This window comes from Photobacterium sp. WH77, assembly GCF_022014395.1.
In the GTDB taxonomy this organism is placed as follows: domain Bacteria; phylum Pseudomonadota; class Gammaproteobacteria; order Enterobacterales; family Vibrionaceae; genus Photobacterium; species Photobacterium arenosum.
The window spans coordinates 262104-287266 of the sequence record NZ_JAKLTE010000002.1 but is presented as its reverse complement, the minus strand read 5'-3'; the positions used below and the strand labels follow the sequence as shown (position 1 = coordinate 287266).

At 47.3% G+C, this 25163-nt stretch carries 25 protein-coding genes and 2 tRNA genes; 11 read left to right on the top strand and 16 right to left on the bottom strand.

Annotation, left to right across the window (positions count from 1 at the left end):
• The 7 genes from trpCF (at position 1) to gspS2 (ending at position 6381) form a co-directional block, all read left to right on the top strand.
• On the top strand, positions 1-1371 hold the full coding sequence (trpCF, locus tag L6J37_RS03770; protein WP_237794166.1) for a bifunctional indole-3-glycerol-phosphate synthase TrpC/phosphoribosylanthranilate isomerase TrpF: 1371 nt from the start codon (positions 1-3) through the stop codon (positions 1369-1371).
• 66 nt (positions 1372-1437) lie between these two features.
• A complete protein-coding gene (trpB, locus tag L6J37_RS03765) occupies positions 1438-2628 on the top strand; it encodes a tryptophan synthase subunit beta (protein WP_192015290.1) in 1191 nt (396 codons plus the stop codon).
• A complete protein-coding gene (trpA, locus tag L6J37_RS03760; protein ID WP_218383072.1) occupies positions 2628-3434 on the top strand; it encodes a tryptophan synthase subunit alpha in 807 nt (268 codons plus the stop codon). Before trpB ends, trpA begins: the two co-directional genes overlap by 1 nt.
• A gap of 289 nt (positions 3435-3723) precedes the next feature.
• On the top strand, positions 3724-4992 hold the full coding sequence (locus tag L6J37_RS03755) for a dicarboxylate/amino acid:cation symporter (protein WP_330872736.1): 1269 nt from the start codon (positions 3724-3726) through the stop codon (positions 4990-4992).
• A 184-nt stretch (positions 4993-5176) separates the two neighbouring features.
• Positions 5177-5575, top strand: coding sequence for an acyl-CoA thioester hydrolase YciA (gene yciA / locus L6J37_RS03750; RefSeq protein WP_192015378.1), 399 nt, complete (start codon positions 5177-5179; stop codon positions 5573-5575).
• 87 nt (positions 5576-5662) lie between these two features.
• The gene (locus L6J37_RS03745) at positions 5663-5965 is read left to right on the top strand and encodes a YciI family protein (RefSeq protein ID WP_237794165.1); all 303 of its coding nucleotides are present in this window, start codon (positions 5663-5665) and stop codon (positions 5963-5965) included.
• A 5-nt stretch (positions 5966-5970) separates the two neighbouring features.
• Positions 5971-6381 (top strand): type II secretion system pilot lipoprotein GspS-beta, encoded by a 411-nt coding sequence (gene gspS2, locus L6J37_RS03740; RefSeq protein ID WP_192015288.1) that lies wholly within the window; start codon positions 5971-5973, stop codon positions 6379-6381.
• Between the two features lie 76 nt (positions 6382-6457).
• On the opposite strand, the gene L6J37_RS03735 is transcribed toward gspS2, so the two are convergent.
• The 3 genes from L6J37_RS03735 to L6J37_RS03725 all read right to left on the bottom strand — a co-directional run bounded on the left by L6J37_RS03735 (position 6458) and on the right by L6J37_RS03725 (position 9573).
• A complete protein-coding gene (locus L6J37_RS03735) occupies positions 6458-7393 on the bottom strand; it encodes a class I SAM-dependent methyltransferase (protein WP_237794164.1) in 936 nt (311 codons plus the stop codon).
• Between the two features lie 65 nt (positions 7394-7458).
• On the bottom strand, positions 7459-8163 hold the full coding sequence (locus L6J37_RS03730) for a TIGR01621 family pseudouridine synthase (RefSeq protein WP_192015377.1): 705 nt from the start codon (positions 8161-8163) through the stop codon (positions 7459-7461).
• A 78-nt stretch (positions 8164-8241) separates the two neighbouring features.
• A complete protein-coding gene (locus tag L6J37_RS03725) occupies positions 8242-9573 on the bottom strand; it encodes a sodium-dependent transporter (protein WP_237794163.1) in 1332 nt (443 codons plus the stop codon).
• Between the two features lie 183 nt (positions 9574-9756).
• Between L6J37_RS03725 and cls the strand changes: the two genes are divergently transcribed.
• From cls to L6J37_RS03710, 3 genes are all read left to right on the top strand, one after another.
• Positions 9757-11214 carry a cardiolipin synthase gene (cls, locus tag L6J37_RS03720; protein WP_192015285.1) on the top strand — a complete coding sequence of 486 codons (1458 nt, stop codon included), beginning with the start codon at positions 9757-9759 and terminating at the stop codon, positions 11212-11214.
• Between the two features lie 403 nt (positions 11215-11617).
• Complete coding sequence (locus L6J37_RS03715; protein ID WP_237794162.1) at positions 11618-12133, top strand: oxidoreductase; 516 nt, start codon at positions 11618-11620, stop codon at positions 12131-12133.
• Between the two features lie 52 nt (positions 12134-12185).
• The gene (locus L6J37_RS03710; RefSeq protein WP_237794161.1) at positions 12186-13310 is read left to right on the top strand and encodes a GGDEF domain-containing protein; all 1125 of its coding nucleotides are present in this window, start codon (positions 12186-12188) and stop codon (positions 13308-13310) included.
• A gap of 7 nt (positions 13311-13317) precedes the next feature.
• On the opposite strand, the gene L6J37_RS03705 is transcribed toward L6J37_RS03710, so the two are convergent.
• The 13 genes from L6J37_RS03705 to L6J37_RS03645 all read right to left on the bottom strand — a co-directional run bounded on the left by L6J37_RS03705 (position 13318) and on the right by L6J37_RS03645 (position 21638).
• The gene (locus tag L6J37_RS03705) at positions 13318-13773 is read right to left on the bottom strand and encodes an SRPBCC domain-containing protein (RefSeq protein ID WP_052729897.1); all 456 of its coding nucleotides are present in this window, start codon (positions 13771-13773) and stop codon (positions 13318-13320) included.
• A gap of 145 nt (positions 13774-13918) precedes the next feature.
• Positions 13919-14425 carry a GNAT family N-acetyltransferase gene (locus tag L6J37_RS03700; RefSeq protein WP_192015282.1) on the bottom strand — a complete coding sequence of 169 codons (507 nt, stop codon included), beginning with the start codon at positions 14423-14425 and terminating at the stop codon, positions 13919-13921.
• 259 nt (positions 14426-14684) lie between these two features.
• On the bottom strand, positions 14685-15110 hold the full coding sequence (locus L6J37_RS03695) for a GFA family protein (protein WP_192015281.1): 426 nt from the start codon (positions 15108-15110) through the stop codon (positions 14685-14687).
• A gap of 58 nt (positions 15111-15168) precedes the next feature.
• The gene (locus L6J37_RS03690; RefSeq protein WP_269093354.1) at positions 15169-15570 is read right to left on the bottom strand and encodes a GNAT family N-acetyltransferase; all 402 of its coding nucleotides are present in this window, start codon (positions 15568-15570) and stop codon (positions 15169-15171) included.
• A gap of 519 nt (positions 15571-16089) precedes the next feature.
• Positions 16090-16419, bottom strand: coding sequence for a hypothetical protein (locus tag L6J37_RS03685; RefSeq protein WP_237794159.1), 330 nt, complete (start codon positions 16417-16419; stop codon positions 16090-16092).
• 22 nt (positions 16420-16441) lie between these two features.
• On the bottom strand, positions 16442-17296 hold the full coding sequence (locus L6J37_RS03680) for a hypothetical protein (RefSeq protein WP_237794157.1): 855 nt from the start codon (positions 17294-17296) through the stop codon (positions 16442-16444).
• 20 nt (positions 17297-17316) lie between these two features.
• A complete protein-coding gene (locus L6J37_RS03675) occupies positions 17317-17880 on the bottom strand; it encodes a hypothetical protein (RefSeq protein ID WP_237794155.1) in 564 nt (187 codons plus the stop codon).
• Between the two features lie 366 nt (positions 17881-18246).
• Complete coding sequence (locus L6J37_RS03670; protein WP_237794153.1) at positions 18247-19083, bottom strand: CsgG/HfaB family protein; 837 nt, start codon at positions 19081-19083, stop codon at positions 18247-18249.
• 10 nt (positions 19084-19093) lie between these two features.
• Entirely contained in the window at positions 19094-19498 is a 405-nt protein-coding gene (locus L6J37_RS03665; RefSeq protein ID WP_237794152.1) for a curli assembly protein CsgF, read from the bottom strand.
• A gap of 11 nt (positions 19499-19509) precedes the next feature.
• The gene (locus L6J37_RS03660; protein WP_237794151.1) at positions 19510-20004 is read right to left on the bottom strand and encodes a curli production assembly/transport protein CsgE; all 495 of its coding nucleotides are present in this window, start codon (positions 20002-20004) and stop codon (positions 19510-19512) included.
• A complete protein-coding gene (locus tag L6J37_RS03655) occupies positions 20001-20663 on the bottom strand; it encodes a LuxR C-terminal-related transcriptional regulator (protein WP_237794150.1) in 663 nt (220 codons plus the stop codon). The genes L6J37_RS03660 and L6J37_RS03655 overlap by 4 nt, the downstream gene beginning before the upstream one ends.
• Before the next feature lie 790 nt (positions 20664-21453).
• Positions 21454-21544, bottom strand: a tRNA-Ser gene (locus L6J37_RS03650).
• A 6-nt stretch (positions 21545-21550) separates the two neighbouring features.
• Positions 21551-21638 (bottom strand) — tRNA-Ser (locus L6J37_RS03645).
• Between the two features lie 199 nt (positions 21639-21837).
• Between L6J37_RS03645 and mscM the strand changes: the two genes are divergently transcribed.
• Complete coding sequence (gene mscM / locus L6J37_RS03640; RefSeq protein WP_237794149.1) at positions 21838-25152, top strand: miniconductance mechanosensitive channel MscM; 3315 nt, start codon at positions 21838-21840, stop codon at positions 25150-25152.
• The last annotated feature ends 11 nt before the right edge of the window (positions 25153-25163 follow it).

Below are 25163 nucleotides of genomic sequence, written 5' to 3'. Positions count from 1 at the left end.
ATGGAAACTGTACTCGCCAAAATCGTCGCTGATAAGAAAATCTGGGTTGAAGCCCGTAAGGCAGTCCAACCACTGGACAGCTTCATTGCCAATGTCATCCCCAGCGACCGGGACTTTTATCAGGCTCTGCACAGCGAAAGCGCGGTATTCATTCTTGAATGCAAAAAGGCGTCGCCGTCTAAAGGGCTGATCAGGGAAGATTTCGATCTGGATCATATTGCTCAGGTCTACAGCCGTTATGCCAATGCGATTTCCGTACTGACAGATGAAAAATATTTCCAGGGAAACTTTGATTTTCTGCCGCAAGTCCGCCAGCACGTGACCCAGCCCGTATTGTGCAAGGATTTCATGATAGACCCGTATCAGGTCTATCTGGCCCGCTATTATCAGGCCGATGCTATTTTACTGATGCTGTCTGTCCTGAACGACGATCAGTACCGCGAACTGGCAGCCCTGGCCGACACGCTGAATCTGGGTGTGCTGACCGAAGTCAGTAACGAAGAAGAACTGGAGCGTGCTATTGCACTGCAAGCCAAAGTGGTAGGGATTAACAACCGTAACCTGCGCGATCTCAGCATTGACCTGAACCGGACCAAAGTGCTGGCTCCGCGTCTGCCTGCAGGTACGCTGGTAATTTCAGAATCCGGTATTTACACCAACCAGCAAATTCGTGATTTATCAGACTACGCCAGTGGCTTTCTGATTGGCAGCTCACTGATGAGTGAAGATAATCTGGAAATGGCTGTACGCACTGTACTGCTGGGCGAACATAAAGTCTGCGGACTGACGCACCCTGATGATGCCTGTGCGGCGTACCAGAGCGGTGCGGTTTATGGCGGGCTGATTTTCGTCGAAGGGTCACCAAGAGCCGTCGACGGTGAACTGGCCCGACTGGTGATGAGTGGTGCGCCGCTGAAGTACGTCGGCGTATTTCGCAATGCAGATGTCAATGCTGTCGCCGAACTCGCTAAAACTCTGAAACTGGCGGCCGTTCAATTGCACGGCAACGAGTCATCTGATTATATTTCAGCGCTGAAAGCGCTATTACCCGCAGACTGTGAAGTCTGGAAAGCCCATGGTGTCAGTGATGCCCTGCCCGAGCTGGCTGACTGGCCAGCTGACCGACACCTGCTGGATACTCAGGTCGGTAATCAGAGCGGTGGTACAGGTCAGCAATTTGACTGGTCGCTGCTGGATAACTGCGAAGAGAAAAGCCGCATTATGCTGGCTGGCGGGCTGAACCCGGGTAATGCTAAAGACGCCGCCAGCAAAGGCTGTCGTGGCCTTGATTTTAACTCAGGCGTGGAAAGCGAGCCCGGCAAAAAAGACAGACAGAAATTACTCTCGGTATTCAAGGCAGTGAAGCCTTAATCAGGTAAGCGAACAGCTTGCGGGCTTCCGCACTGACACAGATGATAAGAATAGGACAGCAGACACATGAGTAAACTCGACCCGTATTTTGGTGAATTTGGTGGCCAGTTTGTGCCCCAGATTCTGGTTCCAGCCCTGGACCAGCTGGAAGACGCATTTATTGATGCGCAGAAAGACCCGGCTTTTGAAAAAGAATTTATCGGCTTACTGAAAGACTATGCCGGTCGCCCAACGGCACTGACCTTGTGCCAGAATTTAACCAAGGGCACCAAAACCAAACTGTACCTCAAACGCGAAGACCTGCTCCATGGCGGCGCACACAAAACCAATCAGGTTCTGGGCCAGGCCCTGCTGGCCAAACGCATGGGTAAAAGTGAAATCATCGCCGAAACCGGCGCGGGTCAGCATGGCGTTGCCACTGCACTGGCCTGTGCCCTGTTGGGCCTGAAATGCCGTATTTACATGGGTGCCAAAGACGTTGAGCGCCAGAGTCCGAATGTTTTTCGTATGAAACTGATGGGTGCAGAAGTCATTCCGGTTCATTCCGGCTCAGCGACCTTGAAAGATGCCTGTAATGAAGCCATGCGTGACTGGTCAGCCACTTACGACAAGGCTCATTATCTGCTGGGGACCGCAGCAGGCCCGCACCCTTTCCCAACGATAGTCCGTGAATTCCAGCGCATTATCGGAGAAGAAACCAAAGCGCAGATTCTTGATAAAGAAGGCCGCTTGCCGGATGCGGTTATCGCTTGTGTCGGCGGCGGTTCCAACGCTATCGGCATGTTTGCCGATTTTATCGAAGACACCAGCGTGAAACTGATTGGTGTGGAGCCTGCCGGCCTGGGGCTGGATACCCACATGCACGGCGCACCGCTGAAACATGGCAAGCTGGGGATTTTCTTTGGTATGAAAGCCCCGTTAATGCAGGATGAACATGGTCAGGTGGAGGAATCTTACTCTATCTCGGCCGGTTTAGACTTCCCGTCTGTCGGCCCTCAGCATGCTCATCTGAATGCCACCGGCCGCGCGGAATACGGTTCAGTGACCGACGACGAAGCATTGGATGCTTTCCAGGCACTGGCCCGTAATGAAGGCATTATTCCGGCGCTGGAATCGGCACATGCCCTCGCGTATGCACTCAAGCTGATTAAAGATGAACCAGAAAAGGAACAACTCCTGGTGGTTAACTTATCTGGCCGTGGTGACAAAGATATCTTTACCGTACATAAGATTCTGGATGAAAAGGGAGCGCTGTAATGGACCGTTATCAAGCTTTATTCAGCCGTTTAGCGGCCAAACAGGAAGGCGCGTTTGTTCCTTTTGTCACCTTAGGGGATCCGAGTCCGGCCCTCTCTTTGCAAATCATTGATACCCTGGTTGAATCCGGCGCCGATGCCCTTGAGCTGGGTATTCCGTTTTCAGACCCGCTCGCCGACGGGCCAACCATTCAGGGGGCAACTATCCGTGCTCTGGATGCCGGAACCACGCCTGACACCTGTTTTGAGCTGTTAAAACAGGTGCGGGAAAAGTACCCCGAGTTGCCTATTGGCCTGCTGATGTACGCCAACCTGGTGTTTGCAGGCGGCATTGAGCATTTTTACCGTCGTTGCCAGGAAGCGGGTGTTGACTCGGTTCTGGTCGCAGACGTGCCTGTTAATGAATCCGCAGAGTTCCGGCAAGCGGCGGAAAAATACGGAATTCACCCGATTTTCATCGCCCCGCCGAATGCCACAGCAAGTACGCTGAAAACCGTGGCCGAATTGGGTGGTGGTTATACTTACCTGCTGTCACGCGCCGGTGTCACCGGCGCGGAAACCAAAGCAGGTATGCCCATTGACCATCTGCTGGCCTCTCTGGCCGAATATAAAGCGCCCCCCGCACTGCTGGGGTTTGGTATCTCAGAGCCGGCACAAGTGGCTGACGCCATCAAAGCCGGTGCAGCCGGAGCGATATCCGGCTCTGCTGTAGTGAAAATCATCGAGCAGCACAAAGATAATCCGGACGCTTTGCTCCACGCATTAGGACAGTTCATCCACAGTATGAAGCAAGCCACCAGAGGCTGATGGATTCCTCCGCCCTAAAACAGAGCCCTGGCTTCATTAAGCCGGGGCTTATTTTTTAACATTTCCGTTACACCCTTCCTTTTCGGGCATAAAAAACGTAATGCATAAGTCCGCCAGCCTAGTAGAATAAATCGCCCCTAAATCGTAACAGAAGTAGAAAGTAACGAATTTCAACATTGATTATCGCATTATTCTGCTGTAAAACCTTAACCCGCAAAATATTGACTCAAATTAAGCAACATTTGCGAAACATAAGTCTTTCATCAATTAACAAACTTCCACAATAAAGGTGTTCAAGGTGCTAAAACAACAAGGACTACTTGGCAACATTGGAGTACAGGTTGTCATTGCCATGTGCTTGGGTGCACTGGCCGGTGCAATGATGGGGCACTCGGCGAGTATGTTTGCTCCGCTGGGCAGCATTTTCATCCACCTGATTAAAATGCTGGTGATCCCTCTGGTTGCTGTGGCTATCATCTCTGGCGCAGCCGGTCTGGGTAGCAGCCAGTCAGCGGGTAAGATCGGCCTGATTACTCTGGGGTTCTTTGGCCTGACATCAGCAGTTGCCGTTGCACTGGCGCTGTTTATGGGTGAAGTGTTCCAGCCAGGTATGGGTGTCGACCTGACCGGCGTACAGGGCATGTTCGCAAATACCTATGCTGACAAAGGTGACCTGCCTTCGTTCTGGGCAACTATTTTGGGTATGATCCCAACCAACATTTTCCAATCCCTGAATGAAGCAAACATCCTGCAAATTCTGGTGTTCTGCCTGTTCTTCGGTCTCGCCGTTTCTAAACTGGAAAAAGAACGCCGTGACCCGCTGATCAACGGTGTTAATTCCATCGTTGACGCTATGGTCTGGATGATCAACGTAGTCATGAAGATCGCCCCTCTTGGCGTATTCGGCCTGATGGCTGATGCCGTGGGTACGTTTGGCTTTGACGCCCTGATGGTGGTGTTCAAACTGTTCGTTGTCTACATCGCTGCCATTCTGGTATACGGCTTCGTGTTCTACCCGCTGATGATCAAATGCTTCAGCAAGACATCGCCAATCAAGTTCCTGGCTGCAATGAAGAAGCCTCAGGCAGTTGCACTGTCTACCGCCTCTTCCATGGCAACACTGCCTGTCACCATGGAAACCTGCGAAGAAGAGCTGAAAGTGAAAAACAGCACGGCGGCTTTCGTATTGCCGCTTGGTGCGACCATCAATATGAGCGGTAACGCTATCTATTATGGCCTGGTTGCTATCTTCTTTGCCCAGCTGTTCAATGTCGACCTGTCTATGAGCGCGTATGTCGCCATCATAGTGACTTCGACACTGGGCGCCGTGGGTCAGGCCGGTGTACCTGGTCCTTCATTCCTGGTGGTGGCTGTACTGCTGTCAGCAGGTATTCCTATCGAAGGTCTGCCTCTGTTGTTCGCGCTGGACCGTATCTTCGACATGACCCGTACCGCACTCAATATTACAGGTGACGCTGCCTGTGCTGTGATTGTAGACAGCCTGATCACTGACGAGCAAAAAGAAGACGTACGCATGGCAACACAAAACGAAGCCTAATCTAAACTGCGGCTTCTGTAATCTCATAAGGCTGTCAACTGACAGCCTTATTATTTTCTGCCGCTATGAATCCGATTTTCGTTCAAAGTTCCATCAGGCCTGGGTCAGACCAGGTGCTTTCTGCTTGCAAGCCAGCGTAATATTGATGACCATATGAATACATCTTCCCAACACATGATTTATGATGAATTCAGAAAATAATGTCCCACGAGGCCAGTTATTACTTCGCACTTTAGCCATGCCTGCTGACACCAATGCAAATGGCGACATTTTTGGTGGCTGGATAATGTCACAGCTCGATCTGGCCGGCGCGATTCTGGCTAAGGAAATATCTCGCGGTAAAGTGGTTACCGTCTCAGTCGACAACATAGTGTTTAAAGCCCCCGTCGGTGTGGGCGATGTTGTGTGCTGTTATGGCGAATGTAACCGTATTGGTAATACATCGCTCTCTGTCGCCATGGAAGTGTGGGTGAAACCCGTTGGCAATGACGGTATTGGTGAGCGCTACAAAGTCAGTGAAGCCACCTTCAATTATGTCGCCATTGATGCCGATGGCCGCCCTCGTCCGATTAAGAAAGCCTGATTTATCTGCCCTGACCGCTGGTTGGGGCTTTTTCATTCCGCTATGATAACGGCTGCATTCCACCACAAGTACAGGGAGACAGAACGCATGTGGTACGTCATTTTTTCTCAAGATGTTGAAAACAGTCTGGAGCGCCGTCTGAGCGTTCGCGAAAATCACCTGACTCGCCTCAAAGCCCTGCAGGATGAAGGCCGCCTGCTGGTGGCCGGACCTATGCCCGCCATTGACAGCGATAACCCGGGTGAAGCCGGTTTTACAGGCTCTACCGTCATCGCCGAGTTTGGCTCTCTTGAAGAAGCAAAAGCCTGGGCAGAGGCCGATCCTTACATTGATGCCGGTGTCTATGACAAAGTCATTGTGAAGCCATTCAAAAAAGTACTTCCGGCCTGATGGTTATGAATCGAGCATCCATAAAGGCCCTGTTTACCGCCATGATGGCTGCAGTTATTCTCACTGGCTGTGCTAAATCGCAGGATGACCTGACCAACGAGCTTGCGGAGCGCCGGGCAGCTGTCATTAACTCCAAAGCACCTTATCCCAAGATTGATCAGTACCAGATCATGAAAGCGAAGGCGCAGCAGAATATTGTTGAAATTACCATTCTCTACGGTGGTGGCGGTAAAGTTCCTCCCACTCAGGCGGCTCAGGCAGCGGCAGCGAATTTCTGCAGTAATCCTGAACTGACGCCTATGGTCAGCGAAGGTCTGGGCTATCTGATTCAGATCCTGGATATGCGGGGAAGACCCGTGGTGCAGCAGCCGATCAATGCACAATTCTGTGCCCAGATTGTGGCTCCCGGCTCCTGAACTATTGCCAGACAGAAAGCCAGGCAGGAAGCTAACCCGCAATAAAAATGCCGGAGATATCCTCCGGCATTTTTATTTATCGGGCAAAAACCATGGCCTTCAGCGCACTGTCGTGCTCCAGATCCGCAAACTCAGGCGGATTATCAAGGCGCTCAATAAACGTCAATTCAGGTGCTTCCTCAGCCATACCATCAATCAGAAACTGTGGTGACACAGCAGGCGAGTTGACACAGGCCAGCACCTTGCCTTCGGCTGTCAGCATATCCGGCAAACGGCGCAGAATTTTGGCGTAATCTTTCGTGAGTGCAAAACTGCCTTTCTGAAAGGACGGCGGGTCAATGATAATCAGATCATAAGGGCCATACTTTTTCAGTTTGCCCCAGGATTTAAAGATATCGTGCCCTAAAAAACTCACCTTGCTCAGATCGTGCCCGTTCAGCCGGTGATTATCCCGGCCACGCCCCAGAGCCGCTTTGGCCATATCCAGATTAACCACATGCTCTGCGCCGCCCGCAATGGCGGCAACAGAAAATCCACACGTATAGGCAAACAAATTGAGCACTTTGCTGTCTTTCGCCGCGTCTCTTACCCACTGGCGGCCATAACGCATGTCCAGAAACAGACCATTATTTTGCTTCTGGCCCAAATCCAGCTGAAACTTAAGGCCATTTTCCGTCACTTGCTGCCAGGTTTGCAGCTCCCCCCAGATCACTTCCATCGGTGAGCCCACCCGGTCACGATGCTGCACCAAAAGCGACACCGCGCCCGAGCGCTGCCAGGCTTGCGTTTGCGTTACGTCTTGAAGTAAAGCCGTCAAAGCAGCCAGAAAGTCAGCATCCTGCTCTTTAAACAGCGATATCAACACCTGGCCGTCAAGCCAGTCGGCCGTCAGTTGCTCCAGTCCGGTCCAGCGCCGGCCCCGGCCATGGAATAGCCGGCGCATTTCATGAGGAGGAGAAGCCAGTTGCGACAGCAAATGTTGATAAAAAAGAGGTAAAGCAGAAGCGTCCATGAATCACCAGTATGGAATAAATAATAAATGAATCTAACCGGATTGCCGCTCTGGCGGCAACGGCATTAATCAATGCGCGGTTTAACCAGCCCTGAAGGTAGCGAAGGCCATGAAATGTCCCAGGGCGCAGACCACTCGGACAACGCAACCTGCACTTCCGCCACTTGCCATAGCGAGCCTTGTTCAGGCAAACAGACAAAGCGGCTGACTTGTCCCTGAAAGGTAAACTGCAGGGCAAATGCGTGTAAATATCCGCGGTCTGCCTCTTCCTGGCCATAAATATCATCACCTGTGATGCCGGCCCCCACACTTTTCAACGCCACCCGGATCTGATGGGTTTTCCCTGTGCAGGGTTTGCACAGGAACAGCCGGCGGCCACCACCGGCGGCCGTTGAAATAAACTGGGTAATAGCCGGATTCTCTCGCGTTGCATCCAGTTTCCAACTGCGACGACGTGAACGGCTCATATCGCCAATCACTGTGCCCTGCTTCTTTTTGGGTTTCTTGCTGCTGATAGCGAGATAAAACTTCTGCACTTCACGACGGGCAAAACCGCCCGACAACTCGGCGGCGGCTTTCGCGTGACGGCCCAGCAGCAAAATGCCCGATGTCATCTTATCCAGACGGTGGATCAGATACAGCTGTTTATCTCCGGTTGCCGCTGCAACCTCCGCGAGCAATGGCTGATCATTGTCATCTTTATGCACACTCACGCCAGCATGTTTGCAAATAACGAGGAAGTCCGGGGTTTGATGCAGAAGTGTAAACATGGTTCGCAGTTCGATTAACTCAGGAAAGCGGCAGTATACCCGCTCTGCCGCATGACGCCAGCCTTGTGATGTCATCCGTTACTGGAGGAAAAAGATCAGCAGCATGAGAACCGGACAGACAATACGCACATACCAGGGCCAGATCCGCCAGAACAGGCTCGACGCAACGGCCGGATAACCTTTGCGGATTTCTTGCAATACTTTATTTCTGTGCCAGATCCATCCCACCAGCAGCGCGAAAATCATGCCGATGATCGGCTGTGCGTAGGCTGTGGTCGTGGTCACTACCCGGCCGAACAAGGCGTCAAAATTAAACACAATGATCGCCGAGATGACGCAGATTAACCCGCCTATCCACCAGACGGCGGTACTGCGGCGCTGGTTCAGTTCTTCAATGGCGCAAGAGACAGGCACCTCCAGCATAGAAATGGAAGAGGTAAGCGCCGCAATGATCATCAGCACGAAAAACAAGATGCCGACTATCATGCCCACCGGCCCCATGGTGTCGAACATGGTCGGCAGCACACTAAATACCAGCGTATCGGACGCCAGTAATGCCCCGCTCTCGTCGTAAATCACCACGCCGTTATGCTGGGCCACAAACATAGCAGGCAGGATCAGCAGCCCGGCGATAAAAGCAACGGCAGTATCGAGCAGTGCAACCTGCGCTGCTGTTTTCGGTAGATTCGCCGACTTACTCAGATACGAGCCGTACACCATCATAGTGCACACCCCAAGAGAAAGAGAAAAAAACGCCTGCCCCATCGCGCTGACAATCAGCTTGGGAGACAAATGGCTGAAATCCGGGATCAGGTACAGCTTCAACCCGTTCCAGGCGCCGTCCTGCGTCAATATATACACCACCATAACAACGAACAGCAGCAGCAGAACAGGCATCAGACGGGTGGACCATTTTTCGATCCCATCAGCAACCCCGCTCCTTACTACCATTACGGTCAGCCACATAAAGACCAGCATGAGTATCAGGTTACGGCCGCTGCCAAACGCTTCCAGCCAGTGAGCCATTGAAACCAGCCCCACCGCCTCACAAATCGGTGCCAGCAAATACCCCAATAGCCAACCGGCAACAATCGCGTAGAAACTCAATATCAGCGATACAGCTATCATACCCGCCAGTCCGACCAGTCCCATCAGGGCTTTCTGCCGTGGCCAGACTTTACGCAACGAGGTGATGGGATCGGCACTACCGTAGCGGCCAATGGTCAGCTCGGCCACCAGCAAGGGATAAGCCAGCGCAAACACCATCAGCAAATAAACCATCAGAAATACCGCGCCGCCATTGCTGGCCGCCTGAGTCGGAAAACCCCAGATATTGCCCAGACCGACCGCGGAGCCGGCTGCCGCCAGAATGAAACCAATGCGGGAGCTGAATTGCGCTCTGTTCGCCATACACGATACTCAAATAACAAGGGGCTCTTACAAGATAAGACATTTCTCAGCGTATAACGCCTTCACTATTGATACATACGGCATTATAAAATGTGTCAAGTTTTCGCTTAACCCTATGTTTTACAGCGATTCGGGTGCAAAATAGAGCGCAGGTATGCATATAGAAAGAGACAAGCCGCTTTTATGGATCACGTTTATCAAGTCTTAGCCTGGCTCAGCCTGTTTATCTATTGGGTGGCCATTGCGGCTGTCACTATGCGGGTGGTATTCAAACGTCGTGTTGTGGGCGTGTCGCTGGCATGGCTGATGATTATCTACATCATTCCTATTGGTGGCATCATTGCCTATCTCTTGTTTGGTGAACTCAATCTTGGCAAAAAGCGGGCATTACGTGCCGAAGAAATGTTTGAACCCTTCGCCAGCTGGTTTAAGCAACTGTATAACTGCCCGGGGCACCAGCCTCAGCTGATGAACCTGCATACCAAACCCATTCACGACCTGTGTCAGAACCGCCTCGGCATTCCGGCGTTGGTGGGTAACAGCATGACATTGCAGGACACCCCGCAAACCATTCTGCGCTCGCTGATTTCAGACATACAGCAGGCCCATCGCGCAATTCATTTGGAATTTTATATCTGGCATCCGGGCGGCCTGGCCGACGAAGTGGCAACCGCATTAATTCTTGCCGCTAAACGTGGTGTTAAAGTCAGATTATTGCTGGATTCTGCTGGCAGTATGCGTTTTTTCCGTTCCCACTGGCCGCGTTTAATGAAGCATGCCGGTATCGAATTGACAGAAGCGCTGGCTGTCAGCCCGTTACGTATGTTCCTGCGAAGACTGGATATCCGGCAGCACCGTAAAATTGTTGTCATTGATGCGCAAATTGCCTATACCGGCTCCATGAATCTGGTCGATCCGGCTTTTTTTAAAACAGATGCCGGTGTAGGGCAATGGATTGATGTGATGGTGCGAGTCACCGGTCCGGCCGTGTCGGTGCTCAATTGTATTCAGGCCTGGGATTGGGAAGTCGAAACCGGGCAACGTTATTTGCCCCCCGTTCCTGAATGCGACGCAACCCCGCCTGCTGGCAACATCGATATGATCCAGGTGATTCCGTCCGGGCCGGGTATGCCGGATGAAATCATCCATCAGGTTCTGCTGATCAGTATTTACCAGGCCAGGGAGCGCGTGGTCATCACTACCCCCTATTTTGTACCCAGCGAACACTTGTTACATGCGCTGATCAGTGCCGCGGAACGAGGGACAGAAGTTCACATTGTCATTCCCGCCAAAAACGACTCTGTCATGGTGGAATGGGCCAGCCGCTCGTTTTTTGCCGAACTTCTCAATGCCGGTGTATTCATTCACCGGTTTAACGGCGGTCTGCTCCATACTAAATCGGTTGTCGTTGATGATACCCACTGCCTGATTGGTACAGTCAACCTGGATATGCGAAGTCTGTGGCTGAATTTTGAAGTGACGTTAGCGGTAGATAATCCGGTTTTTACAGCGCAATTAGCACAATTGCAGCAACAGTATATAAAACAATCCAGCCGGATTGATCCGGCAAAATGGCGTGAACGTTCTTTAGGCCATAAATTTCTTGAACAATGCTTTTATATGTTCAGCCCGTTACTTTAATTTGCCTGTCAAGCCGGCGTGATCAACAGCGCCAATGACTTCAGCAGAAGTACTTTAACTAGGGTTCGCCGGTAATAGCATCAGATGTCTAAAAAAAGACACTTTGGCATCTGATTTCCTTGCGTGACAATAAACTTAAGTTGGAACTTCATATATGCAATCGCCTCCCATGCGCCACTTTTGGAACAAAAGTCACGCAACAAGACTATGTGTTTATACCGAAAAGTCCAATGATTGAAAAATATAAAACCACATAAACTGTCATTTCAGACATAACGCCCACATTCAATTCAAATTTGAAATAATCCCTTCACACTCATTCATACGAGAAAAGTATTGCTTTGCGCTTTTATATAGCTATCTTTGTATTTACGCACTAATCGCACACGAAGCTGAGGGATATGTGATTCTCAGGAAGTATATCTCACCACTTTCCAATACCCTCTTGTCAGGCCTGCTATTTGCAGGAGTTATTTTCGTTTTTCCTGTTTTTGCTCTCACACCACCTCCGTTGACACTTAAAGGGCAGTCGGCGGAAAATGCGCCCATAGAAATACGCCTGACACGAGTCGATATCGCCAGCCTCCCGCAGGAATCCATCACCACCTCTATGCCTTGGGTCAATGGCAAAGCAACATTTTCCGGTGTTAATCTGCAAGCCTTGTTAGACCACTATCAGCTAAAACCCGGCACCATACATTTTACGGCCCTGAATAAATTTACCGCCGAGTTAAACTGGCAAGATATGGAAACATATCAACCTGTACTGGCGGTACGTCACAATGATGAATGGATGAGAGTACGTGATTACGGCCCCTTCTGGCTTATTTTTTCACTGGATACGTACCCAAACCTCATTGATAAGGGTTTCCTAGAAAAAATGGTCTGGCAAATAAACGAAATTAATGTGGTGCCATGACGTGTTATCTTTGAAATCATTAAAAGTTTTTCACTTAGCCGGGATGCCCTTAATGAAAAAGCTGCTTTTTTTTGCGGCTCCCCTGCTTATTGTGTTTACTTTCGTGTCTGTCAGCTCTTTAGAATCCAATGCTGAGTCTGTCAGTAAAGACCAGAATCTGGCCAGCTGGTTCATGATGCAACTGAGCGATGAATACAGTGAGTTAATATACCAGCTTCAGAGCTATGAAGCCGGGCGGGCTGATAATAACGACGTACTACTCCAGTATGAGATACTGTTAAGCCGCTTTAATTCCATTCAAGTCAACAGCCAGGTGAACCGCCTTCACAGCACCTTTGGTTCATTGCAATCTTTCAATCATCACTATCAAATCGTTAAAGGCTACGAAGCTTCGCTGCAACAGCTCACCAAACAGAACGTGACTGAACTGACCCTGGCGGTCAAAGATAATTACGATCAATTGATGAGTTATGCGTTAAAAACATTTCTTTTCACCAACAATGTATTGCGCTCAAAACTGGACAGGTTTATTTCTCTGCGCTGGTTAATCCATGCCTCCCTGTTTTCCACCTTGCTGATCGGCATCATGATGATTTACTTACTGATGAAAGAGTCGAAAACACACCATCAACTGGCGATGTATGACTCATTAACCGGCATCCATAACCGACTTTGGCTCAACAGAAAATTAAAAGATCTTGAGAAATCCGGTAACGAGTTTGCGTTTTTCCTGATTGACCTGAACGGGTTCAAAGAAGTGAACGATACACTGGGGCATGGTGCCGGGGATCAGTTGCTAAAAACAATAGCGCGTCGACTTGATAACCTGACACACGATGGCATGTATGTTGCCAGGATGGGAGGTGATGAATTTGCTGTGATCCAGGTTTTCCCTCAGTCGGTCAATCAGGCGTATGTGTCGAACTTTCTGATGAACACGCTGGACCACGTACTCAAAATCCCCATTCAGCTCCTCCATCGCGAATTATCGCTCTCGGCCAGTATCGGCCTGAGCGTTTATACTCCGGGCAGCAAAAGCCTGTCAGAACTGCTGCAGGAGGCAGATTTTGCTATGTATGAAATGAAACAGCAATTTAAAGCAGAGCATCCATACCCAATCACCAACCTGGAACACCCTGCTTCTGATGCCGCACCAGGTTTTACCAAACGTCAGTAACCTGTTACTAATTGGCCGACCAGATATCGCTGGCCATTACATGACCCGTTTCCAGCAAGGTTTTTAAATTGCTGATCACCGCGGGCCAGCCTTCACTGACATCCTGATAACTCAGCGAACCCGACTGCAAGTCACTGTGGATAACCGTTATCCGGGTGTCTTCACCAAGGTTTTCCAGCGCGACACTCACCTGAGATGAATGCATTACACCATGGTGCCCTCCGGTTTCCTGCCAGCTCAGCACTAAATGGTGAGGTGGGTGAATAAGCAACACTTTTCCCGTCACATCTTCAATTTCAGAGCCGTCAGCCCGAATATGCGCCCACCGGCTGCCCACTTTCCAGTCAGATTCATTCACATGCCCCCAGTATTGCTGGGTCATTTTCGGATCCAGCAAAGCATTCCAGACATCAGTATCTTTTGCCGCGATATAGCTGACATATTTGAATTGTTCCAAGCTCATGGGCATACCTCATCATAGGGGCGGCAAATCTGGCCGGATAGCCAGAATACAGCTCAAGATACCTTGGTATCACTACCAAAGAGGAGAATTCAGTCATTCTTTATTGAGAGTAGCACTGAGTGTCTCTGCAAGCCGAACCGGATAGTTACAATAACTTCTTCATTTGCAGTAAAGTCCAGGGTTCACCATTAAAAACGCGAGTCGCCCGATCAGCCTGATACGTTTCAAACCCCATACCACGATAGCAATTTACTGCACGAAAATTGTGCTCAAACACGGCTAATGATACCACCTCGGCACCGAACTCAGACTCTGCTTTCTCCACCGCCATATCCAGCAGCATCCGGCCATAGCCCTTACCACGGTCCGATTCATTCGCCACTAGTACACGACAAAGCCGGCACTGTTTGGGTGCTGATTGGTATAACTCGACATAGCCTTTTGTCTGGCCTTCGACCTGAAATAAATAGGGATGGACTTCGGGACGGGCAATATGTTTCTCAATCTGTTCTATGGTCAGAGGAAACTGATACACAGGTCCTCCCCAAAGTAAATTAAACTCCTCATCCGTTACCCAATCCATGAGTAATGAATAGTCCTGCGCGGTAAACGGTTTTAGTTGATACCGGGAGCCTGGCCGTTTGATAAGCATGATCTTCCTTGGACAAATTTATACGGTGTTTAAACAGTTGCAACAGTTCGCAGAAATGGAACCTGATAACGCTCGGAGCCATGACAAAGCTCGAAAGCTGGATTCATTTCTCAATCACAGGATCATCAACACACAAATGCAGTGAGCGCAGTTGCACAAAGCTTTGTAGCATTACTTTAGTAGAGAACCAGATCAAGGATCTAAGCCTGATTGATTGCGCTAACTCTCACTTTTTACAGAAGAAATACAGAAGAGAGGCTTATCCGCGCCCTTTTGGGTATTTTTTATGCTCATCACAAACCGCTAACCAAACGAGCTTATCATTGATATAAATATGTTTTTGCTTGCTGGGAGTAAAAGGCGTATCCAGCAAAGGAAGTGAAAATGTCACCCACTCATGACTGTATTTACCGCTGTCCAGCCACTGTACGCTGGCTCCGCAGTGCTTACAAAACCGACGAATAACGCCGGGGGAGGATGAAAACGCAGTGAGATGCTCTTCACCTTTCAGGCTAAAGTTATCCTTCAAGGTCGCCGCATAAGTGGCATACACAGCACTATGGCTTTTTCTGCACATAGAGCAATGGCAATGTGTAATGGCTTTAATTTCACCAAAGATAGAAAAGGTCACGGCCCCGCATTGACAGGAGCCGTGGTATTGATTCGACATCAGATGGGTCGTCATGGGGCATTAATTTTTGCTTCTACTGACATCTGTCCTCCATGACATGTCAAACGTCCTGCTAACCGTCCAGCGAATTCAGGTCAAGCTCCATGAAAATACTGAGCGGGTGCGCTTGGTACTGACCATAAGGCTCACAAACCCGATAACCCATGGTTTGATATAGGCCAATTGATTCAGGTTGATTCACGCCGGTTTCCAGGCGGGCAATGCCGATACCGTTATGCTTAAGGTACTGGTGCAAAGCCTCCATAATTTGCCGGGATATACCCAGGCCGCGATAGTTATCCAGCACAAACATACGCTTGATTTCACCGTACTGCCCGTCATCATCCATCATTTTCACTGCGCCAATACCGGCTAATGCACCGCGTACAAAGGCGCCGACCAGATGAACATTGTCCTTCATGAGGGATTCCTCACTTTCCAGGTTGTTCGTCTCAGGTGGGTACAGACTATACATATAAGCATCGGACGCGCTGAGGATCCCTCGGACGTCATCACGATTAGGCATAACTTTCTGAATATACATAGTATTAACCAAGCATTAATGTTGTTACTGCTACACAGTCAAATAATAGTGATCATAATTTTCATCGCGCCGAAAAACCAGCGACGCATAAAGCGTCAGAGCGTTTATGTTCCCGTGATCTTTCTGACGCGATCCCTCTTCCGCCTGTATGACAACAAACAGATTACGGCCAATTCCCCTGCTCTTTAGCCAATAAAGGCCCTCTTCGCAGGGCAAGAATCGGAATCAGCCTCACATAATAGCAATTTTAAAATCGGAATGAGAGCTTAATGCGTAAAGCGATAACATTCTGTGCACTCTCGCACATAGCCATGCGCAGCGATAAACGAATTCAGCCTGCACCATGCCGAAGACATTATGCCAAACAACTCCGGCATGTATCAGCGCACACTTCAGGGAAGCGCACCTTACTATAAGGAAAACTAAGATGCTATTGGATGATGAAACACCTCAGGAATGAGGTGTCTGGTGGGTAATTTGACAGTCGTCGGTGACTGTCAGGACAGAGTTTTTTCCCACGGTATCGACCATGATAGTCACAGGAAATTGTGTCTTGCTCAACATCATTGAAGCACGGCTCGAGCCACTGACAGTACTTCGCATCCGATTGCCTCTGGCAGATTCCACCGTTAACGTAACCGACTCGTTGCCGTTCGTTATGATTTGTAAAGAAATGTTCTGAGTCAGAACCTTACAGGACAAATCAACCGGCAAATCATCCTGCGCCAGAACGGTTAACGGCAGATAAGTAAAAGCGGCGATAACCGCCGCTTTAATCATTTTTCCTGAGTGCATAAGCTACTTAAAACTGATTCAGGATAAAGGTATTGCCGTCAGAGTTACCACTAATTTCTTTGATAGCAACATCGTTAGTCGATTGGTTAATATAAACAGTGTTGTAATCGGAGTAACCAGAGATATTCACTTTAGCAAACGAGTCATCGCCCAGTTGATCAATATCGACTAAGTTATGCTCCGCACTGCCCCACATGTTCACGTATGCAGTGTTGTCATCACCATACTGGGTCATGCGTACAGTGTTAGAATCAACACCACCACCCAGCAAATCTACATCACCAGTATTGTTTGAACCATGTTGACTGATTCTCACTTTATTGTAATCACCGGATTCAATATTGATCTCAGCATCATTATAAGAACCGCGCTGGCTGATTTTTGCTTTATTGTAGTCAGCATAATCCCAGATGTTAATGTCGGCGTCATTACGATATCCGCCTTGTTTAACTTCGGCATCATTATGATCAGAATGCCAAGTAATATTGACGTCAGAATAATTACGGGCACCATATTGAGTGACAGCGACGTCATTATAATCTGAACCATATGTAATAACTACATCTGAATCATTTCTGTAACCATGCTGTGAAACATCCACATCATTGTGATCAGAACCGCCAATATAAACTGTTGATTCTAATTTTTTACCTTTTTGATAAATGTCGACATTGTTGTGATCTGAGTCGTACTGAAATTTGGTTACAGATGAGTTATCACCATAGTATCCATCAGAGACTTGAGTAACATTTTCCATGTTATTGTCACTATCGCCAGACGCTTCGGTATAAGAGTAGTTATCAGCCGCCATTGCACCAGAAGACATCAGAATTGTTGAGATTACTACTGCTAACTTTTTCATGATCATTTCCTTTAATTGTGTTAATGGACAGAAATATTTTTATTCATTCCGTTTACTATTAATAATTGTTCGTTACCCGACTGATTTATATTATATCCCGAGTAACTCACTCCAGGTCTTTCTACCACTACAGCTTTATTGCCATCACCCTGCTGGTTGATGTATTCGCGAGAGTTGTTACCATTTTGTACCAACGCTGCAAAATTCTCATTTCCATTTTGAATAATAATGCCTTTATTATTCCAACCATTCTGATAAACAGCCGCAATATTGTCATTTCCATTCTGGTCTAAATAAGCGAAATTATTCACACCATTTTGATTAGCGACTGCAACATTGTTATTACCCGACTGGCGTACCATCGCCTTATTTCCTTTCCAACCCTGAGGACTATTTTGTCGGATAAACACTTTACTATTCGTTGCATTTGATAACTCAACAGAAGATGCATTACCATTGATGCCATCTAATTCTGAGTCATAATAACCAAATTCATTCCTGGCTAAATCAAAGGCGCTTGCACTTGAAACAAATAAAGCACCACAGATGAACAAAACATTTTTATTAATTACTTGGGTTTTCATTACTGCAACCTGAACTCAATGTCATCTTGTAACTTTATTATGGTATTTAATCATTCAAATTCTATAAACTTACTAATGAATGTGTGAATTTTTTTGCTAGTACTTTTACATTACATTCAAATTAAAGACAACAAACATAACACGTTGAATAACAACAACAAAAATACATTATCAAGATATTTTCACTCGTCAGGCAGACAATATAATCACAATATAAAAATATACATATAATGCTGAAATCAAAAAAACCCAATCATTATGTATCTAGCAGGAAAGCCTCCGATGAATCATTTCACACACGCGATGAAACATATGCTTTTGACACAAAAAAAGCGCCCTGAGGACGCTTTTAAATAATGTGAGATATTAAATAATTGGCTGAGTAACGTTCATATATCTCTGAATAATTGGATTATTAATATCAGATGAAGTATTCAACTGCCACATATTAGTCTTGATACCATCGACAATCAGCTGTATCACCGCCGAGTCTATCGCAGACATCACAGCAACATTCACTGGTTCATTGGTAGTAATGCCGAGTTCTGCTTCCAGTAAGTCCTTATAGTCTATGAATTTAAACACACCGGTTTGCAACTCCTGAGATAATATCGTTTTACTGGTTGTCACACTTAACAATACACGACCACTTCTAACATCAATAGCCCTGACGTTCACAGAGACCTGATCAGAACGATACTGTGAAGACATACCTATCCCCAAATAACGAGCACCTGCTCCTCCAGTCTGAATATTGGTGTCATAGGCAATAATCCCGCCCTCAATCATAATATTTGCAGCCATAAGCGAAGGAAGATGATCACCATGGTTCTTAGGGATCTCTTGCTTATTCTGTGCAGCACGAATTATTTTTCTTTCGGTCAATAAATTCTGCAGGCCCTCACGCTCAAGAGGTATAAACCATTTAGAGTTTAATAAAGAGGTAGTCAACATTGCAGCCCCTCCCTGAGGAACAGCTGTAGAAAAATTACTATTTGGCTGCGGTTTATATTGACCTGTCTGATCCCTGAAATCATATACTGAAACAAATACTTGGCCTCTGGGCATGGGCAAAGAGGTCAAATCCAGATACGTTGCTCCTCTCGGCATCAATGTCGGCTCTCGGTCTATCTCAGGAATTCTCATCGATTGACTACAGCCACTCAACACCAGTGCACACGCCAGCAAAGTAATGACTTTCATGCCTATCTCCTTACATGTCAGGCACTAAGCCATTAACTTGGATGGTTGACGATTCCCCTGTTTCTTTATCCGTAATTTGGATCATCAGCGTACCGTTGTTATCAACGATATTCAGCAGAAAATCATCCGTGACTAATTGCCCGGTATTACCATTACCGACATCTGAAAGCAACTGACTAATCAACCTGGATTCTAAACTGGAAGCCAGTCGCTCTAGATCGGATTGTTCATCTAACAATGAATCTTCCTTGGGGGCTTTGTAATCATTGATTGCATTTGCCACTCCCAGAAGAAAATTACCATTTAGCGGGTTTCCACCAAAGTTGGGATTCACTGGTGTATAAATCAGCTCTGTTGCTTGGCTATTCATTCCACAAAAACCGAGCAATAATAAACAACATATTTTCCCTTTCATGTGCTTACCTCTTAAATTTCGTCGTAGTCAACATCAAAGGTATCTTTTAAATACCGTTCTATGCGCCATCTCAACACATAATTTTTTACAGCAGAAACAGCTTGATCTGTTTTTTCTTCAACCGTTTGTCTACCAGGTGATAAAGCAGTTCGATATATGATATTTTGCCGATGAAAAATAGTAATAATACTACCCGATAAAGCCGTCGGCCGTTCTTTTACAGTTAAATTCTCTTTCAACTCTTCAATTTGATCATCGAGTTTCTGTGAGAATAAAGAATAAAAATCCTCACCAAGCTTCGTCATTGTACGATCAACAACAACACCATTAATTTCACGTAGGCTATCCAGGCTTTCTAGTCTATCTTGTAACTCTACAGACTCGTTGCTTTCCAACGGAGGACCATTTTCCAAAGGCTTACCGTTATCCGTTTTTGTACCTTCTCCAACAACAGTACCGGGGAAAACCAAGATAAGTGAAATCAGAACAGTGGTTAACTTTTTCATGATAACAAACTATTAAATGTATGATTCTTAGCCCACATAAATGCCTGCAGGCGGTTCTTAACTTTAATTTTTTTAAACACATTATGGAGATGTGTTTTAACTGTATTTTCACTCACGAACAGGGACTCGGCAATTTGCAAATTAGATGCCCCTGACACCAATAGTTGCATAATCTCTTTTTCTCTTGTCGTTAACTCTACGCTCAATTTTGGGATATTGGCTTGAGTACTGCGGTATTCGGAAATCAGTTCCTGGCATAACTTACGGCTAAACCACAACTCACCACTTTGTATCTTCAGCAACCCTTCAGATAACAGATCAAGTGAATCGCTGGTATAGAAAACCCCCACCAAATTCGGCCATCTCTTAAGCTCATCGACCTTAATATCAGTGCAAACATTAATCAGAACTTCAGAAGGTATTACCTCTTTATCTGCCATGATACTCAGATACTTTTCACTCGATTTCGGCGTGATACTGGCAGAATCTAAAATGAACAATGTCTCTTCTATCTGCTTAGCTGATAACTTGCTGATTTCATCCAGCTTTATACAGTTTATGGAAAATGTAAGCTTCTTTACCAAGTACTCTTTCAGAATTGAAGACTGAATACTCTCGTCCGACACTAATGCCAATCTAGTGTATGATTTTCTAGACATTCCTACTCGTCCTTTCATTATTATATTAGCGTTTTAATAAAGTTAACTTTAGTTCACGTAAAAAAAATGACAAATAATAAAGTTATCGTGAAGGCATTTAAAGTTAATCATTTAAAAACATGAAGTTGCAATTGGTCTTACATTTAAACCTTAAGACTTATTTGTCTTATTAATCTCAATAAAATTATATAAAAAATCACCTTCTTATTTTTAGCACTGGAAGTTTAGTTTGGTAGTAAACTTAAGTATTAAATTTCAATTATTCAGTTAAATTAGATAGTTGATAAAGGCTTTCTACACATAAACATTTTTACCATAAAAGCATGTGTCAATATTTTTTACGTTTGTCTTTCTAGGCAGGTTTATTCTGAGATAATTCGGTTCAATATTCATCAGAGAGTATATGGCTGCAGAGTTAAGCTAATTGATGCCTATATTGAATATGCAGGATGATGGATGCGAAAGAAATCCGGATGGGGTGTCGCGGTATTTCAACAGGCTTAGCGGCCTGATATACATCAGACTAAATATGGGTTTGCCTGAAGGGCAACGTGGTCTCGCTCCGCTCGGCTGAGACTGGCCGTCCGCCCCCTTCCAGGCTTCTTCACCCTATCTCATCCTGCCAAGGTTCAGGCAAAAAAAAAACCGCTGATGCTTCAGCGGTTTCTTCGAATGTGGCGGAGCCAGAACAAGGTATAGAGGGATTTTCAAATCCCGGGAAACATCATCTTAAACCCAATAAAAAAAGCCCCGACTAGGCGTCCCCGTCTGATGACGAGGCTTTCGAATGTGGCGGAGAGATAGGGATTTGAACCCTAGATACGCTATTAACGTATGCCGGTTTTCAAGACCGGTGCTTTCAACCACTCAGCCATCTCTCCTGAATGTGGCGGTGAGGGAGGGATTCGAACCCTCGATACGTTGCCGTATACACACTTTCCAGGCGTGCTCCTTCAGCCACTCGGACACCTCACCAAATTGTTGCCAACGCCTGTCGCGTCGACGGCGGCTAATTTACTGACTTGTGCTAATCGGGTCAAGGCTTTTTCCCAATTAGTTGTACTTTCTTATCGTAAGCGATGATCAAAAGATCAAATCGGTTTTTTCTTAGGCCTAACACACGCTTATTTCTACACTTGTAAGATAATTCTTATTTGAGTCTCACCACTTCACTATGCGTAATCTCACCGTATTCGTACTCTCGTTAGTCTTATTGATCACCGTCTTTCCCTGCTACGCCAGTGAAGAGTCAAATTCCGCCACCACCCAGCAAACGTCCGATTACAGTAAAGCACTGGACAAACAGATTGCGTTGGCTAACGAGCTGGAGACAACGCCTGAGAATGAAAAATTACTGGAGAAACTACTTCAGGCTCAGGATCAGCTGCAAAAAACGCAAACCTATAAAACGCAAATCGAAAAGAACCAGCAGTTGCTGGATAACTTCAATGAGCAAACGGAAACCATAAAAACTCAAATCAGTGACTTTAATACCTCAAACTTTCCAGACTTTAGCCAATGGAGCCAGGACCAGCTTACCCTTGAGATAGCTGAACAGGACAACAAGTTAGAGCAGCTTGAGTTACAGCGACAGAACTATCGCAACGAGATTGAAGACATAGAACGCAGTATTGATGCGTTTCCAAAACGGGTCGAACAACTGCGCCAACAGATAGATAATGCAGATAAAGCCCGCAAGCAGGCGGAAAGAGATCGTGATAACCCGCTGTTGCTGGTTCATAACATTGAGTATGAGTTTTATGACAACCAGTTGTCTGCCCTCGAAGCCGAACAATTGACGGGTGATAATCGCCGCACGCTCAGCAAACAAAAGCTCCAGCTGGTCAATGTAGAAATAGAGGCCAGACAAGCATATCGTAACAATCTGCAATTGATGCTGAACCGGCTACTCAGAACCGATGCCGAACAGTCTGCCGTCGATACCGATGAGCTGGTACAAGAGCTGGTCGATCTTCCCCCTGAACTGAAACAGCTCAGTGAAGAAAACCGGCGCTATGCCCGTGTGTTGTCCTCGTTGTCAGATCAACTGGATCAGGTTCAGTTGCAACAGGAAAAAACCGATCAGCAATCAGAACAAGTGGCAAAAACGGCAGAGGATCTGAATAACATGGCCGAGTGGTTGTCCCTCAGCCCTGCTTTCAGTGAAAACATGCGTACGCGGCTCAAGAGACTGCCAGATCCGCCGGATATGTCAGAGCTCGACAATAACATCGCTCAAAATCAGATCCGTAAGTATGAATACCAGCAACGGTTTGAAGATCTGACCGAAAGCGCAAAGTCTGCGCCAGAAAAAAATCTGTCCGAAGATCAGCAAGCACTGCAATCCGAACTCGTTCAGAACAACCTGTCTTTGTTAGAAAAGCTGATAGACAGCAGCGACATCCTGATTTATCAGCAAGCAACCTTGAAAGTCGCCTATGACAAACTGGATTCATCACTGAATAACCTGAAAAACAGAGCGGCACGCTTGCTGTTCCTGGCGCCGGACAGCAACGCTTTCAGTATCAAATTAGCGACCGACACACTGGAAAAATTGCAGTGGTTTTTTTCACCGTCGCACTGGCTGGGCTTACTCAAAGTCCCTTTGGTTGCCGATCCTGTGCTACTGGCTTTCTGTCTTATCATTGTCGCACTGCTGATTATTGCCCTCAGCTGGAGCCGCGCACGCTGGAAGCAATATTTAAAAGAAACCAGTCAGTATATAGGTAAAGTCACCAAAGACAGGTTCAGCTTCAGTACCATCAATGTCATCTGCTCTGGCCTGTTTGCCTGGCCGGCACCACTGGTGGTCGCCGTTGTTGGCGCCCTGTTAAGCGCGCTTTGGCAACTGCCTTTCATCCATCACTTAGGCCAGGCCCTCGCACTGCCATTGCCTCTGGTCATGTACTGTTTCATGAGGGAGCTGGTACGGCCGGACGGCCTGCTCATCAAACATTTTGACTGGCAGCCCAATCTGGTCATGCGCTGCTTCGGCCATTATCGCCGATTGCTCTGGATTTACCTCCCTATGATGGTGATCCAAAACTTTGCCTTCTTCTACAACGATATTGATGTGAACGCCACACTAGGACGACTTGCTTTTATCATCAGCAACATAGCCGTCAGTTACTTTATGTGGAAAATGGCCAATGAGCGTATTCCTATGACCTACCGGGACCTACCTCAAGGCCATTTGCATCTCAGCCATCACTTATTCTGGTGGCTGCTGATTTTATTACCGCAAGCGCTTAACTATTTTGCACTGCTGGGCTATCTGGGCTCGGCGCAAAAACTGATGTCCAAACTCGAATATGCTGCAGTGCTGGGCGTGTTTACCCTCTTGGTGTATTACCTGATCAAACGCCTTATGCTGATTCAGCGACGCAGGCTGGCTTTCGAACGTGCCAAAGCAAAACGTCAGGAAATACTGGCGCAGCGAAGAGCTGAATTACTTGAAGGCAAAGAGGAACCAGCAAGCAGTGAACTGCATATTGAAATTGAAGAACCAGAAGTCGATCTGGATGTCATCAGTGCGCAGTCACTGCGGCTTTTACGCTCACTGTTGCTGCTGATTTACCTGTTTATTCTGGCGCTCTTGTCGTCAGATTTATACCAGGCCACCAGCTTCCTTGAAGACATTACACTCTGGGATGTCAATGCCAATATCGACGGGATAGAACAACTCAGCCATATCACGCTGAAAAGTGTGCTGCTCGCCATTCTGGCGCTCTGGCTGACTGCCATTCTGGCCCGTGATTTACCCGGGGCAATGGAGCTGCTGGTGCTGCAACACATCAGCCTGAGTCCGGGAACCGGCTATGCGATTACTTCCCTGACCCGCTATATGGCCATTTTCTTTGGCATCATTATTGGTTCGGCATTGATAGGTTTTGAATGGTCGAAAATGCAATGGCTGATTGCAGCGCTGGGGGTCGGCCTGGGTTTTGGTCTGCAGGAGATTTTCGCCAATTTTATCTCAGGTTTGATCGTTCTGTTTGAGAAGCCTATCCGCATTGGCGATACGGTCACCATTCGCGATCTTACCGGGATTGTGGCAAAAATTAATACACGGGCAACCACCATTGTCGACTGGGACAGAAAAGAAGTCATCGTGCCGAACAAAGCCTTTGTCACAGAGCAGTTTGTCAACTGGTCGTTATCGGATTCCATTACCCGGGTAACCATAGCTATCAGTGTGAAATATCTGGCTGATACTGAACTGGTGACCCGGCTGTTATTTGAGGCGGCAGATGAATGCGAACTGGTTCTGGACAATCCTGAACCCGAGGTGTTTTTCCTGAGTATTACTGCAGACGCACAAAATTTTGAAGTGCGGGCCTATGCAGCAGAGACCGGCCACCGGCTCAGTCTGACCCATGATCTCCACAGCCGGATTAAACGTAAGTTCCTGGCACACGATATCAGTATTGCGCACCCTCAACTTGAAATTGCCATCAAGAAGCAGCAACGTCACCCTTTGAGCCGCTAGCGGCAGCAACG